General features: G+C 73.0%; 10 protein-coding genes. 4 read left to right on the top strand and 6 right to left on the bottom strand.

Annotated features, from left to right (window positions below; translation table 11 throughout):
- Positions 1-4: 4 nt before the first annotated feature.
- A complete protein-coding gene (locus DVA86_RS25780; protein WP_245997159.1) occupies positions 5-721 on the bottom strand; it encodes a tripartite tricarboxylate transporter TctB family protein in 717 nt (238 codons plus the stop codon).
- Entirely contained in the window at positions 718-1701 is a 984-nt protein-coding gene (locus DVA86_RS25775) for a Bug family tripartite tricarboxylate transporter substrate binding protein (RefSeq protein ID WP_208881828.1), read from the bottom strand. Before DVA86_RS25775 ends, DVA86_RS25780 begins: the two co-directional genes overlap by 4 nt.
- Positions 1702-1989: 288 nt before the next feature.
- On the opposite strand from DVA86_RS25775, the gene DVA86_RS25770 reads away from it, so the two are divergent.
- The 3 genes from DVA86_RS25770 to DVA86_RS25760 all read left to right on the top strand — a co-directional run bounded on the left by DVA86_RS25770 (position 1990) and on the right by DVA86_RS25760 (position 6438).
- Positions 1990-3549, top strand: a complete 1560-nt coding sequence (locus tag DVA86_RS25770) for a hypothetical protein (RefSeq protein WP_208881826.1) — start codon at positions 1990-1992, stop codon at positions 3547-3549.
- A gap of 277 nt (positions 3550-3826) precedes the next feature.
- The gene (locus DVA86_RS25765) at positions 3827-5218 is read left to right on the top strand and encodes an MFS transporter (protein ID WP_208881824.1); all 1392 of its coding nucleotides are present in this window, start codon (positions 3827-3829) and stop codon (positions 5216-5218) included.
- Positions 5215-6438 (top strand): FAD-dependent monooxygenase, encoded by a 1224-nt coding sequence (locus DVA86_RS25760; RefSeq protein ID WP_208881823.1) that lies wholly within the window; start codon positions 5215-5217, stop codon positions 6436-6438. Before DVA86_RS25765 ends, DVA86_RS25760 begins: the two co-directional genes overlap by 4 nt.
- A 60-nt stretch (positions 6439-6498) precedes the next feature.
- Here the strand turns inward: DVA86_RS25760 and DVA86_RS25755 are convergent, their stop codons facing one another.
- Genes DVA86_RS25755 through DVA86_RS25745 form a run of 3 tightly spaced genes read right to left on the bottom strand, consistent with a single transcriptional unit; the run spans position 6499 to position 10863 of the window.
- A complete protein-coding gene (locus DVA86_RS25755) occupies positions 6499-7206 on the bottom strand; it encodes a response regulator transcription factor (protein WP_208881821.1) in 708 nt (235 codons plus the stop codon).
- Positions 7203-8573 (bottom strand): sensor histidine kinase, encoded by a 1371-nt coding sequence (locus DVA86_RS25750; RefSeq protein ID WP_208881820.1) that lies wholly within the window; start codon positions 8571-8573, stop codon positions 7203-7205. Before DVA86_RS25750 ends, DVA86_RS25755 begins: the two co-directional genes overlap by 4 nt.
- Before the next feature lie 7 nt (positions 8574-8580).
- Positions 8581-10863 carry an MMPL family transporter gene (locus DVA86_RS25745; RefSeq protein WP_208881819.1) on the bottom strand — a complete coding sequence of 761 codons (2283 nt, stop codon included), beginning with the start codon at positions 10861-10863 and terminating at the stop codon, positions 8581-8583.
- 137 nt (positions 10864-11000) lie between these two features.
- On the opposite strand from DVA86_RS25745, the gene DVA86_RS25740 reads away from it, so the two are divergent.
- Positions 11001-11561 carry a DUF1707 SHOCT-like domain-containing protein gene (locus DVA86_RS25740; protein ID WP_208881817.1) on the top strand — a complete coding sequence of 187 codons (561 nt, stop codon included), beginning with the start codon at positions 11001-11003 and terminating at the stop codon, positions 11559-11561.
- Positions 11562-11635: 74 nt separating this feature from the next.
- Here DVA86_RS25740 and DVA86_RS25735 read toward each other — a convergent pair whose 3' ends face one another.
- The gene (locus DVA86_RS25735; RefSeq protein WP_245997156.1) at positions 11636-13072 is read right to left on the bottom strand and encodes a hypothetical protein; all 1437 of its coding nucleotides are present in this window, start codon (positions 13070-13072) and stop codon (positions 11636-11638) included.
- Positions 13073-13279 lie beyond the last annotated feature (207 nt).

Raw genomic sequence — 13279 nt, 5'->3', positions numbered from 1 at the left:
GTGGCTACAGCACCTCCATCAGCGGGCCGCCGGGCAGGGGAACGCCCAGCAGGTTGTTGAAGACGACGAAGGTGAACACCGAGAGCACGGCCGCGATGAGCGGATCGCGGCCCGGATTGCGGCTGCCCAGTGCGTAGGCGGAGCCCCAGAACAGCAGCGCGCCGGACGCCGGGAAGCCGATCGGCCCGATGAGCGCGGCGTTGGCGAGGAAGATCCCGGCCAGCAGCGCGACCGTACGCCAGTCGCCGGGCTCGTCGAGGTCGACGTCCTCGCCGCCCTCGGCCTCGCCGCGGCCGCCGCGAAGTACGTCGACGGCCAGCAGCACGGCGACGGCCAGCAGGCCGGCGCCGACGACGTACGGCACGGTCTTCGGGCCGACGGGTCCGCGCTGGGCGAAGCTGGTGTCCATGGTCATGGCGTCGGTCAGGACGAGAACGCCGACGGCCAGCAGCAGTACGCAGACGCCGAGTTCGGAGCGTCCGCGCAGGGCGGCCCGCCAGCCGGTGAGGCCGTCCCCGACGGCGCTGTGGGGGGTGGTCGCGCCGTCGGGGACGGAGGCGCCCTGGGGGGAGGGGGCGCCCTTCGGGAGTGGTCGGTCGTCGGACGCTCCGGCGGCGGCTCCGGATCCGCGTCCGGTTTCGGTGTCGGTTTCGGGCCGGGCCCCGGGGCCGTTAACGTCGGGGCCGTTTACGTCGGGGTCGTTTCCGGTCGGGTCGTTCACAGTCCAAGCTCCTTCAGCACCGAGTCGGCGCGCTTCTCCTGAGCGGTCAGGAAGCGCCCGTACTTCTCGCCGGTCAGGAACGCGTCGTCCCAGCCGTTCCGCTTGAGCGACTTCCGCCACTGCTCCGTGCCGTGCAGCTTGCGGAAGAAGCGGATCAGCCGGTCGCGTTGCTGCTCGCTCAGGCCGGGCGGGGCGACGACGCCGCGCCAGTTGGTGAACTCGACGTCCAGGCCCGTCTCCTTGAGGGTCGGCGCGTCGAACTCCGCGACCGGTTCCGGCCCGGTGACCGCCAGCAACCGCAGCTCGCCGGACTTGATCTGGTCGCGGTACTCGCCGAGCCCGGACACGCCGAAGGCGACCTTGCCGCCGAGTACGGAGGCGAGCAGCTCGCCGCCGCCGTCGAACGGCACGTAGTTCACCGACTTGGGCTCGATGCCCGCGGCGCGCGCCATCATCATCGGCGCCAGATGGTCGGGGCCGCCGGGCGAGGAACCGCCGCCGACCGGCACCGAACCGGGCTTCTTCACCCAGTCGGCGCGGAGTTGCTCGAACGTCTTGTACTTCGAGTCCTTGGCGACCACGACGATGTTCGGCTCCTCCACGAGCCGCGCGATCGGGGTGGTGTCGCTGAGCGCGGACGGCGAGTGGTTCGTCTCGGCCGCGCCGACCACGCCGAGGCCCATGAGCATGGCGAGCTTGCCGTTGCCGCGCTCGTTGACAACGCGGCTGAGTCCGACGGTGCCGCCCGCGCCGGGCAGGTTGAACACCTCGATGTTGTGGTTGAGCCCGGCGTCCTCGGCGTCCTTGCCCGCCGTGCGCGCGGTGATGTCGTAACCGCCGCCGGGGGTGTTGGGCACCATGATCTGGAGGCCGGGGATGTTGGTGCCGGTCTCGGCGCCGCTGCCCGAGGTGAGCAGCGGCGGCCCGACGAACACGAGCAGCGCCGCCCCGAGCAGAGCGAGGGTGGTGCGCAGACGCACGCGTGACACCGCCTTCCGTATGTGGGTGGGGAGATGGGGACGAGGGGTCGGGGACAGGCCGGTTGGGGACAGGCCGGTTGGGGACAGGCCGGGACGGGATCGCCGATGTGTGAGGCCGCCCACATGTTTCCTACGGGGCGGCCCGCTGTCTCGCTTGTGGTCTTAAGGAGAGTTGTGGTCGTTGTGTTCGCCGCGTCCGCGAGGCTCCACGACTCCGTACGCGCACTCCACGACTCCCGCCCGCGACCCCCCTGGAGGGGGCGCGGGTGGTGATGTGAGGGTGTGGGGATGACCTTTCCCGCCGTTGCCCGGGGTGCCCGGGGTGCCCGGCGCGCCCTCGCCGTGAGCGCCGTCTGCGCCGTACTCGTCCCGCTCACCGCATGCGGCGGCGGAGACGGGGAGACCGCCTCGGGCGGCCGGAGTCCGGCCGCCGGAGTGCCCGTCGCGCCGACCGAGAGTCGCGCACCGGCCGAGGGGAAGGGGTCGAAGGACCCGGACGACATCAACGGCGACGGGCACCGCGACCTCCTCGTCCCCGTCACGGTCGGCGGAAAGGCGGGCGACCAGAACCGCCACGAACGCGTCGCCGTCGTCTACGGCTCCGCCGAGGGCCTCGACCCCGCGACCCGTACGGTGCACGGGCGCCGCGCCCTCGGCCTGCCCCAGCCGACTCCCCCGGACCGGCCCGAAGGGCCGTCCGACGCGGGGCCGTCGGGCCCTGAACCGTCCGCTCCGGCGCGGTCCGACGACGTCGCCGCGGAGGACGTCCTCACCGCCGACCTGGACGGCGACGGCTACGCGGACTTCATCACGGACGTCGAGGGCGAGCAGGCCACCGACGGGCACGTCTCCGCCGCGCACGCCGCCCCGTACGTGTCCTGGGGCGGTCCCGGCGGGCCCCCGGCGGGTTCGGAGGACGGCCCCGACGCGACTCCCGTACGGCTGCCGGGCAATGTGTCGAAACTCGGCGTCGAGGACGTCGTACGCGGCGACTTCGACGGCGACGGGCACCACGACCTCGCCGCACCCGCCCGGAACGAGCCGTCGCTGGTGCTGCTGTACGGGCCGTTCACGCGGTCCGGCGCCCCCGCGCGCACCGACACCGGCGTGCCCTGGGACGAGGGCGACCTCGTCGCGGACGCCATCGACCCCTCCGGCAAGCCGCGCGCCACCTCCCTGCTGCTGCACGACGTCAGCGACGGCGAGCAGACCGGCAACACCCTCTACCCGGCCCGCCGCGGCACCGGCCTGTCCCCCGAGGGCAGGAAGCTGCGCGTCGGAAACGCCCACGCCTTCGGCGACTTCGACGGCGACGGCACGCGCGACGTCGCCGTCGGCGACGACGGCAGCCGCAACAACGAGCCCGGCTACGAGACGGAGGCGCCCGAAGTCGGCGGCAGCTTCGCCGTCTACCCCGGCGGCGGCGCCGAACCGGTCACCCGCGAGCTGCCCGAGACGCCGGAGGACGCCACCACCTACTACGGGCCCGGCGGTTACGCCGCCGCCGACCCCGACGGAGACGGCCGCGACGGCCTGCTGGTCGCCACGTACGAGGGCGCCACGCTCATCGACACGCCCCTCGACGGCGACGAGCGCACGCAGGTGCTGCGCCGAGGGCCCGCGAAGGCGGGCGGCGAGAAGACGCCGGCGAAGTGGCGGCACGCGCGGCCCGCGGGAGCAGGCGACTTCGACGGGGACGGCACGGACGAACTGCTCCTGAACTGGGGGCCGGGCACGCTGTTCGGCCTGTACGGCAAGCACCCGACGCACTGGTGGCTCACGGACGGCACGACGCGCGGCGACAAGGCGTCGTTCGAGACGACGAAATTCGCGCCGCGCGCGTCGTAACGCTGCGCCGCGCGCGTCGTAACGCTGTGCCGCGCGCGTCGTAAAGCCGCCCGCACGTCCTCGCCGTAGGTCGCTCGGACGGGTCGGGGTGGCAACGGATCCGTAGTGCGCACGGACCAGGACGCGCGCGCGGCTGGTCCGTGCGCACCAGGGCGAGTCGGTGGCGCGGAACGATGCCGGGCCGGGCGCCGGGGGCGATCGTGGGGGCGCGCCAATCCCGCGCAATCCCCCCTCGCCCAGCGGCTGGAGTGATCAACAGGTGACGACGAAGTTGTCTGTGTCCGAGGCTACGGATGCCCCGGCCCGCATCGGGAAACTGTCGATAGGTGCCCTCGGCATCCTGGCACTCTCCCTCGGCACCCTGCAGACGGTGGTGGAGCCCGCGCTCCCGCAGCTGCAACGCGAACTGGAGGTCACCCCTGGCGAAGGGGCGCTGATCGGCAACGCCTTCCTCGTCACCGGCGCGGTCGTCGCACCCGTCGCGGGCAAACTCGGCGACCGCTTCGGCGGAAAGCGGGTGCTGGTCTGGCTGATGGCCGTGGTCGCGGCCGGCGGTCTGCTGGCCAGCCTGGCGCCGAACCTGCCGGTGCTGCTGCTCGGCCAGGTGCTGCAGGGCGCCATGGTGGGCGCGCTGCCCCTCTCGTTCATCCTGGTGCGCAAACACCTCCCGCCGCGACAGTCGCAGGTGGCGATGGGGGTGGTCATGGGGCTGTTCACGGGCGGCGGCATGGTGGGAACGGTGATCCCCGGGCCGATCTCGGAAAACCTGTCCTGGCACTGGATGTTCGCGATACCGACGATCGCGATCACCGTGACGACGCTGGTCGTGATGCGGCTGATGCCGCATGATCCGCCGGTCCGTACGGACAACAGGATCGACTGGCCCGGAGTGGCGCTGCTGAGCGCCACCCTGCTCACGTTCATGCTCGGGCTCGTGAAGGTGACGGGCTCCGGCCTGCCGCCGTTCGCGGTCGTCGGCCTCGCGCTGGCCGTGGCCGCCCTCGCGACCGGATGGGTCGCCGTCGAACGCCGTGCCGTCTCGCCGATGGTCGACCTGCGCATGCTGGCGAAGCCCGCGATGTGGAACGCGTGCGTGCTCACCTTCATCATCACCGTCAGCTCCGGGATGGTGCTCTATCTGCTCCCGCAGCTGTTCGGGGTGCCGGGTGACGGATACGGCTTCGGAGCCAGCACCACCGACATCGGACTGTTCCTGCTGCCCGGCGCCATCGCCGGGTCGGTGAGCGACTCGGTCGGCGGGATCGCGGCGCGGCGCTTCCATCCGCGTGCCGTGGTCGCCGCGGGGGCCGTCGTCACGGCGGCCACACTGCTCGCCCTGGCGTCGGTGCACGGCTCGGAATGGCAGCTCGTCCTCGCGAAGGTGCTGACCGGGTTCGCCGCGGGCGTCGCGAGTACGGCGCTGCTGGTCAACACCGCCACCTCCATCGAGACCAAGGACACCGGCATCGCCACCAGCCTGCTCGTGGTGACACGCGTGGTCGGCGTCGCGCTGGGCGCCCAGGTCGGCGGCGCGATCCTCGACGCCGCGGCCGACTCGTCGGGCATGCCGCCCGAATCGGCCTTCGTCACCGGCTTCGTCGTCGCCGGTCTCGTCGCCGCGCTGTCGCTGCTCTTTGTCCGCTTCACGAAGAAGGGAGCCCAGGCATGACACTCGCCGGTCTGTCCGGGGGAGTGAACACCCCCGCGCGCCGCAGCGTGCTGATCTCCGGAGCCAGCATCTCCGGACCCGCGCTGGCGTACTGGCTGCACCGGGGCGGCTTCGCCGTCACCGTGGTGGAGAAGGCCGGCGCGCTGCGCGCCGGCGGCTACCCGATCGACATCCGCGGTACCGCGATCGAGGTCGTGCGGCGGATGGGGATACTGCCGCAACTGCGGGACGTACACACCGACTCGCGTCTCGCCACGTTCCTCGACGCCGACGGCAGCACGCTGGCCGCGCTCAGCCCGGCCACCGTCGCCGGCAGCGTCGAGGGGCAGGACCTCGAGGTGCGCCGCGGCGATCTGGCCGAGATCCTCTACGCGGCGGTCCGCGACGACGTGGAGTTCCTGTTCAACGACTCCATCGCCACCCTCGACCAGTACGAGCGGGGTGTCGACGTGACGTTCCGCAGCGGGCGGCAGCGCACGTTCGACCTGGTGGTCGGTGCCGACGGGATGCACTCGCAGACGCGGGAGTCGCTGTTCGGGTCCGAGGAGCGGTTCCACCGCCATCTCGGCTACGCCTTCGCCATATTCACCATGCCGAACACCTTCGGGCTCTCCCGCGAGCTCGTGCTGTGGAACACCCCGGGGAAGGCCGCGGCCCTCTACGCCGTCGGCGACAGCCACGAGCTGCACGCCTTCCTGAACTTCCACCAGCCCGCACCGCCCCTGGACGCCCTCCGGAACCCCGGCACCCAACGGGACCTGGTCGCCGCGGTGTTCGCGGACGCGGGCTGGGAAGTCCCCGCCATCGTCAAGGCCATGCGCGACGCGGACGACCTGTTCTTCGACACGGCCGGCCAGATCCGTATGCCCCACTGGTCCAGCGGCCGCGTCGCGCTCGTCGGCGACGCCGCGTACGCGCCCTCGTTCCTCACCGGGCAGGGCTCCAGCCTCGCCCTGGCCGGCGCCTACATGCTGGCCAACTCCCTGGCCGCGCACCCGGACCACACCGCCGCGTTCGCCGCGTACGAGAGCGGCCTCCGCGAGTTCGCGGCGGTGAACCAGGCACTCGTCGACAACGGCGCGGCCACCCTCTTCCCCACCACGGAGCGGGCTCTGGAGCAGCGCAACAGCATGCTGCGCGACCTCGTCACCATGCCCTCCGCGCCACCGCGGTCGGCCCACTCGGCTCTTGTGCTGCCCGAGTTCGCCGTGATCCCGTGACCCACGACGCCGTGACCCCGTGACGCCGTGACCCCCGCGCCGTGGCCCGGTCCGCGCGGGCTACGGCAGGCGGTCGGTGCCGCCCCCGGGGGCGGCACCGCCGTCGGGGGCGGCGTGGGCCAGGCCCGTGCGGTAGGCGATGACGACGAGTTGGGCCCGGTCGCGGGCCTCCAGCTTCGTCATGGCGCGCTGCACGTGGGCGCGTACGGTGAACGGGCTGAGGAACATCTGCTCGGCGATCTCGTGGTTGGACAGGCCGGTCGCGACCAGCGCCACCATCTCGCGTTCGCGCGGGGTGAGCACCGCGAGCTGTTCGGGCTGGTGCGCCGGGGGTTCCGGGGTGGCCAGGAAGCGGGCGACCAGGGAGCGGGTCGCGGTGGGCGACAGCAGCGTGTCGCCGTCGGCGATCGTACGCACGGCGGCCACCAGGTCCTCGGCCCCGATGCCCTTGCCGATGAAGCCGCCGGCCCCGGCGCGCAGCGCCTGTGCGACGTACTCGTCGGTCTCGTACGTGGTGAGGATCAGGATGCGGCTGCCGCGCAGCTCCGGGTCCGCGCAGATTTCCGAGGTGGCCGTGAGACCGTCCACTTCGGGCATGCGGATGTCCATGATCACCACGTCCGGGCGCAGTTCCCGGGTGAGTCTCACCGCCTCCCTGCCGTCGGCGGCCTCGCCGACCACGGTGATGTCGTCGGCGGTGTCGAGCAGCATCCGGAAGGCGCTGCGCAGCAGTGCCTGGTCATCGGCGAGCAGCACTCGGAGCGTCACGGCGCCTCCCCCGCCTGCCCGGCCTGCCCGGCCTGCCCGGCCTGACCGGCCTGACCGGCCTCTCCGTGGCCCGTACGTCCGTCGCCTGTCGCTCCGTCGGCCATGCGCTCCTCCGTGGTGGTCGCTCCGTCGGTCCCCGGCGCCGTGTCCTTGGCGGGCGGGACGGGCAGCCGGGTGGAGACGAGGAAGCCGCCCTCCGGGCGGCTGCCCGCGGAGAGTTGTCCGCCGACCGCGGTGGCACGTTCGCGCATCCCGATGAGACCGTACCCGGGCGCGCGCTCCGGCGCCGTGGAGGCACCCGTTTTGGCGACCGCGGCCGGCGTCGTACGGGCGCCTCCTCCGTCGTCGGCGACGGTGATGGTGACGTGGTCGCGGCTCCAGACGAGGCGCACCCGGGCGCTGCCGCTGCTGGCGTGCTTGGTCACGTTGGTCAGGGCCTCCTGGACGATGCGGTACGCGGTGAGGTCGACTCCCGGCGGCAGCGGTCTGGCCGTGCCCTCCTGGTGCAGCGACACCTCGAGTTCCGCGCGGCGGAAGGACTCGAGGAGCGTGGGCAGCCGGGACAGTCCGGGCGCCGGCTCGTCGGACGTGGCCGCGTCCCCGGTCTGCCGCAGCAGACCGACGGTGGCCCGCAGGTCGTCGAGCGCGTCGCTGGTGGTCTCGACGAGTTCCTTCAGGCTCTTGCGGGTCTGCTCCGGGCGGGCGTCGAAGAGGTGGGAGGCGACCGTGGCCTGCGCGTTGGCCAGGGTGATCTGGTGGGCCACGAGGTCGTGCAGCTCCCGGGCGATGCGCACCCGCTCCTCGGACACTCTCCGGCGCGCCTCGCTCTCCCGCGTCTGCTCGGCGCGCTGGGCCCGCTCCTCCATGGCCGCCAGATAGGCCCGCCGGTTGTGCACCGAGAACCCGACCAGGCCGGCCACCAGCGGGAACGCCGCCACCACCCCCATCCTGCTCGCGTCCTTCCAGGAGAGGGCCCCGAGCAGGGGGGTGAAGGCGACCAGCAGCGCCGCGGAGGTGAGCGACACCGCGCTCAGCGCGTGCCGCTGGGTGCGCGCGGTGAGCGTGTAGGCGGTGATGACGGCGGGAGCGATGGTGAGCGGGGTCAGCATGACGCCCAGGAGCGGCACCAGCACCCCGCACACGGTGGTGGCCGCCATGGCGGCCAGCGGCGCCCTGTGCCGTACCGGCAGCACGGCACAGGACGCCACGGCGATGAAGTAGGCGGCGGCAGGCGGCGCCGACAGCGTCCTGCCGTCTTCCTGCAGCACGCCGCCGAGCAGGCAGAGCGCGAACGCCGTCGCGATGACCGCCCCCTCCCGCCACCACGTACGGCGTGGTGGCGGGACCCCGTCTGCTCTGTGCGCCATGGCCGGCTCAGTACCAGTCGACGGGCTGCCGCGGCGAGGCCGCGTCCGGCACGGGCTGGGGCGCCGGCTCGGGCGGCACGGGCGGTACGGACGGTGCGCCCGTGGCATGCCTGCTCAGTGCCTCACCCTCGATGTCCACATTCGGCAGCACGCGGTTCAGGATACGGGGCAGCCACCACGCCCGGTGGCCGAGCAGCGCCAGGACCGCGGGCACGATCGCCATCCGGACCACGAAGGCGTCGAACGCGACGGCCGCGGCCAGGCCGACTCCCATCGTCTGGATGGTCGGCATGTGGATCCCGATGAACCCGGCGAACACGCTGACCATGATGATCGCCGCCGCGGCCACCACGCGCCCGCTGTGCCGGAACCCGGTGACCACCGCCTCGCCGGGCGACGCACCGTGGGCGTACGACTCCCGCATCCGGCTGAGGAGGAAGACCTCGTAGTCCATGGCGAGACCGAACACGATGCCGATGATGAGGATCGGCATCAGCGACATGACCGGTCCGGTCGTCTCGATGCCGACCAGGTCCGCCCCCCAGCCCCACTGGAACACGGCGACGAGGACTCCGAACGCGGCACCCACCGACAGGAGGAAGCCGAGCGCGGCCTTGATCGGCACCAGGACCGAGCGGAAGACCACCAGCAGCAGGAGCACCGCCAGGCCGATGACCACGGACAGATAGGGGATGAGGGCGTCGGACATCGCCTCGGAGATGTCGATGTTCATCGCGGTGGTGCCGGTCACCAGGACGGCGGCGCCGGTGTTCGCCTCCACGCCGGAGACCGCGCCCCGGATCTCGTTCACCAGGTCCTTGGTCTCGCCGCTGGTCGGCGCGGTCTCCGGAACGGCGGTGAGGACGGCGGTGTCCTTGCTCTCGCTGAGAGCCGGGTCACCGACCGACGCGACGCCGTCCAGGCCCCGTACGGTCTGCACGACCTGGTCCGTGGCGGCCTCGGTGTCACCGGACTCCGGCGTGTCCACGACCACGGTCAGCGGGCCGTTGAAGCCGGGGCCGAAGCCCTCCGACAGCAGGTCGTAGGCACGGCGCTCGGTGGTCTCCGTCGACTTGGTCTCGTCTCCGGGCAGCCCGAGTTCGAGGCTCAGCGCGGGTACGGCGACGGCGCCGAGACCGAGTCCGGCGATCATCAGCACGGGCACGGGCCGGCGCAGCACGAACCGCGCCCAGCGGGTGCCGAGCCCCTGCTTGCCGGCCGCGGCGCCCGCCCGGTGCGGGCGTTCACCGCCCGGCCGGGTGGCCTTGCGGGCCTTGCGGGGCAGGATCCGCCGGTGGCCGAACATGCCGAACAGCGCGGGGACCAGGGTCAGTGCGACGAGTACGGCGAGGCCCACGGCGCCCGCGCCGCCCATGCCGATCCTGGTGAGTTCGGGGATGCCGACGACCCCCAGCCCGACCAGGGCGATGAAGACGGTCGCGCCCGCGAAGACGACGGCGGATCCGGCCGTGCCGACCGCCCGTCCGGCGGCCTCCTCCGGTTCGCTGCCCTGGGCGAGTTCGTCGCGGAAGCGGGAGGTGATGAAGAGCGCGTAGTCGATGCCGACGGCCAGCCCCAGCATCAGCGCCAGGATGCTGACGGTGGACGTCAGGCCCAGCGGCGCGGCCAGCGCGGTGATCAGCCCGAACGAGATGACCACGCCCACGATCGCGGTCAGCAGCGACAGTCCGGCCGCGACCAGCGACCCGAGGGCGACGATCAGCACCAGTGCGGCGACCGCTACGCCGATCATCTCGGTCGTACCGCCCGGTTCCTCCTCCGACTCCAGCGCCGAGCCGCCGATCTCCACGGTCAGCCCCGCGTCACGGGCCTCGCCCGCGGCGTCCTCGAGAGCGGCCTTCGTCGGCTCGGTCAGGTCGACGGCTCCCTCGGTGTAGGTGATCGTCGAGTACGCGATGGTGCCGTCCTTGCTGACGGCTCCGGTCTCGTACGGGTCCGTGGTCGACGCGACCTGCTTGCCGCCGTCCAGCGAACCGAGCGTGTCCTTGACGGCCGCCCTGTGCTCACCGGCCGTGACCTTCTGCCCGTCCGGGGCCTGGAACACCAGGCGGGCCTCGGCCCCCTGGGAGTTGCTGTCGGGGAAGCGCTCGTCCAGCAGGTCGAACGCCTGCTGCGACTCCGTGCCGGGCATGGAGAGGTCCTCTTCCTCCCCGGCCGGCGCCACAGCGGCGGCGGCGACGGCAAGAATCAGGGCCCCCAGCCACAGACCACCCACGAGCCGGCGGCGCCGGAAGGCCCACCGTCCGATCCGGTAGAGATACGTAGCCACCTGTTGATCACTCCAGACGCCGTGCAGAAAGGGAAATTCGCGGGATTCACGCGTCTCCCACACTCCCTGTCGGCGCCCCGGCGGGGCATCGTCCGCCGACGCCGTCTTCCCTTGGTGCGCGCGGACCAGCCACCCGCGTGTCTGGTGCCTACGCACTACGCCGAAGTGGCCGGCCCCGCCTCACCGAAGACGACCGCGACGCGGCCGTGCGGCGCCTCCGGGAGGCGTACGCCGAAGGGCACCTCTCCCACGAGGAGATGGACGCACGCCTCGACCAGGCGCTCACCGCCACGGCGACCGGCGAACTCGCGTCCGCCCTGGACTCGCTGCCGGAGGAGCCGGACACCACGTCCACGATCGCCGCCTACGGCGGACGCATCCGGCGGCGCGGCGCATGGCTCGTACCCCGGACCCTCAGGGTCGAGTCCGCGTTCGGACGCGTGCACCTGGACCTGTCCCGGGCCGTCATCGCGCACCCGGTGGTCGACATCGAACTGCAACTCGGCACCGGCCGCGCCCGGATCACGGTGCCGCGCCACGCGACCGTCGACATCGAGGGCCTCAGCACGGGCTGGAAGGACTCGCGTTACAGGCCGCCCCGGCGCCCCGGGCGCGGTTCCGGGCACGGCGGCCCGACGATCCGGATCTCGGGGGCGATGGGTTACGGCCGCCTGAAGATCCGCCACGCCCGCCGCTGAGGCCACTGCTCCGGCACGCCGACGCCGGGCCCGCCCGCCGCCGGACGCCGGGCTGAGGCCGCGCTCGGCTGCCGTCAGAAGCCGCCGCCGAAATCGCCTCCCCCGCCGAAGCCGCCTCCGAAGCCGCCGAAGTCACCGGAGTTGAAGTCGGCGCCCGACGCGTCGCCGCCGCCGTAGTCGCCTCCGGCGTCACCGCCGTCGCCCGCGCCGAAGCCGCCGCCGTACGCGTACGGGCCGCTGAGCATGCTGCCCAGCATCGTGCCCGTGAGCAGGCCCGGGAGGAGGCCGCCGCCGAAGTAGCCGTAGGCCCAGGGGCCGTACGCGGGACCCGCCTCCCAGTACGGGCGGCGGCCGGACGGGGTGTCGACCTCGCGGCCGTCGGGTTCCGTGCCCTCCGCGAGGCGGGCGGCGTCGGCGGCGCAGACCGGGACCATGCGTTCGGTGCCGCCGGCGGGTGACCAGGGTTCGTCCTTGACGGACGGGCCGTGCCGGGGGTCGAAGAAGCACGGGGCGCGCCGTTCCGGCAGCGGGCCGCCGTCGCGCCGGGCCTCCAGGGTGGCCAGGGCGAAGCGGCCGTCCTCGAGGGCTTCGGTGACCTTCCGTACGTCGTGGGGGCGGCGGGCCGCGTCCATGCGGGACTTGGCGTTCTCGTACGAGTCCAGGGCGCTCTGGTAGTCGGCGCGCATCGCGTCGTCCATCGCGGGGGCGGACGGGGAGAAGTCGATGCGGTCCAGTTCCTCGCCGAACGCCGTGATGTCCTCGTCGACCACCGGCCGCAGCGTCTCGAGCTGCTCGCGGTCCCGTTCGGCACGGCGCTTGCGGCGGTTGCGGCCGGCGACCAGGGCGCCGCCGGTGATGACGGCGAGTACGGCGAGCAGCCCGATCAGTACGGCCACGCCGCCCGTGCCGGTGCCGCGGTCGGCGGCGCCGTCCCAGGAGGCCGGGGCCTGCCCGTCCGCCTGCTGGGCGGCCTGGTCGGCGAACTCGGTGACCATCGCGCGTACGTCGCCGCGGTCCGAACGCTCCACCGCGCCGGAGAGGTTGGTGACGGCGTCCTGCGACATCACCGACGAGTCGGCGCGCGCCGCGAAGCGGTCGCCGAGCGCGACCGCGTACACGCCTGTGACGCCGACCTTCGTACGCAGGTCCTGGAACAGCGTCTGCGGGTCGAACTCGGCGGCGTCCGGCAGGACGGCGACGAAGACGGGCGCGTCCGCACGTTCGATGGTGCGGGCGAGCCGGTCGGCTTCGGCGGCGGACAGCTGGTCGGCGGCACGCGGGTCGACGTAGACGGGGCCGTCGCGGAGGGCGGCGGCCGCCTTGTCGAGGCCGTTCGGGCCGTCCGCGGCGGGCGCGGCAGGCGCGGCTGACGCGGCTGACCCGGAGGCCGCGGGGGCCGCGGTCGCCGTGAGGCCGGCCAGTACGAGGGCGGCGATGAGTGCTGCCAGCAGCGGGGCGAGCAGGTGTCGTCCGCACCGCCGCTCCGCCCGGGGCTTCGCTGCGGTGTTCATACCTACGACGCTACTCCCGCGCCGCGTTTCCGGATATTTCCCTGCACGGATCAGCCCCTCGGGCACCGGTGCCGATGCCGCCGCGGGCGGCTGCCCGGCCACCCGTGCGGTACGAGCCTTAGCTGCCCGTGATCGCTTCCTTAAGCGCTCCGTAAGAGCGGCCGCCGGGGCGATTTCGCTGGCTAGCGTGCTGATCGACACCTTCAC

Origin of the sequence: Streptomyces armeniacus (assembly GCF_003355155.1) — a bacterium.
In the GTDB taxonomy this organism is placed as follows: domain Bacteria; phylum Actinomycetota; class Actinomycetes; order Streptomycetales; family Streptomycetaceae; genus Streptomyces; species Streptomyces armeniacus.
The sequence above is the reverse complement of the archived record's forward strand: the minus strand, read 5'-3'. Positions and strand labels throughout refer to the sequence as shown.

What these genes read in the sequence shown, in the direction of transcription:
- DVA86_RS25760 (WP_208881823.1), top strand. Translation starts at nt 5,215, where the DNA reads ATGACACTCGCCGGTCTGTCCGGGGGAGTGAACACCCCCGCGCGCCGC.
- DVA86_RS25770 (WP_208881826.1), top strand. Translation starts at nt 1,990, where the DNA reads ATGACCTTTCCCGCCGTTGCCCGGGGTGCCCGGGGTGCCCGGCGCGCC.
- DVA86_RS25750 (WP_208881820.1), bottom strand. Translation starts at nt 8,573, where the DNA reads ATGGCGCACAGAGCAGACGGGGTCCCGCCACCACGCCGTACGTGGTGG.
- DVA86_RS25735 (WP_245997156.1), bottom strand. Translation starts at nt 13,072, where the DNA reads ATGAACACCGCAGCGAAGCCCCGGGCGGAGCGGCGGTGCGGACGACAC.